This is a genomic window from Streptomyces sichuanensis (assembly GCF_020328095.1).
GTDB lineage: Bacteria > Actinomycetota > Actinomycetes > Streptomycetales > Streptomycetaceae > Streptomyces > Streptomyces cinnamoneus.
Window position 1 is genome coordinate 1 of the sequence record NZ_JAIXMK010000273.1, and the last position, 862, is coordinate 862.

Annotated in this window: 1 protein-coding gene; it reads right to left on the minus strand. The window is 72.9% G+C overall.

Annotation, left to right across the window (positions count from 1 at the left end):
* On the minus strand, positions 1-862 hold an 862-nt coding region (locus LE181_RS31915; RefSeq protein ID WP_308103684.1), incomplete at both ends, for a ketoacyl-synthetase C-terminal extension domain-containing protein.

The window sequence follows — 862 nt, forward strand, 5'->3', positions numbered from 1 at the left end:
CCTGACCCGAGAACAGGAAACCGACCTTGCCGGCGTTGCCCGGCTCGCCCACGACGACCCGGGGGGACGGGGAGCCGGCGGCCAGTGCGCGCAGCGCCGTCAGCAGCTCCTCGTGGCTCTCCCCCACCACGGCTGCCCGGTGCTCCAGCGACGAGCGCGTGGTGGCGAGCGAGAGGCCGATGTCGGCCGGCTGCGCCCCGGCGCCTCCGGCGTCCCCGACACCCTCGGTTTCCATGAAGGACACCAGGCGCTCCGCCTGGGCCCGGACCGCCGCGTCGGTCTTCGCCGAGAGCACCCACGGCACCACCGCACCCGGCTGCGGGGACGGGGGAAGCTCTGCCGTGGCAGGTGCCTGCTCGACGATCACGTGCGCGTTGGTGCCGCTGATGCCGAACGAGGAGATACCGGCCCGGCGGAGATCGTCCGTCTGCGGCCAGTCGGTGGCCTCCGTCAGCAACCGCACCGTGTCCGCCGACCAGTCGACGTGCGGGCTCGGCTCGTCGACGTGCAGGGTCTGCGGGAGCAGGCCGTTGCGCATCGCCATGACCATCTTGATGACGCCACCGACACCGGCGGCGGCCTGCGTGTGGCCGATGTTGGACTTCAGCGAGCCGAGCCACAGCGGCCGGCCCTCGGGCCGCTCCTGGCCGTACGTGGCGATGAGCGCCTGGGCCTCGATCGGGTCTCCCAGCTTCGTACCCGTACCGTGCGCCTCCACCACGTCCACGTCGGCCGGCGACAGGCCGGCGGAGGCCAGGGCCTGGCGGATCACCCGCTGCTGCGACGGACCGTTCGGCGCCGTCAGACCGTTCGACGCACCGTCCTGATTGACAGCCGACCCGCGCACCACGGCGAGGATCTG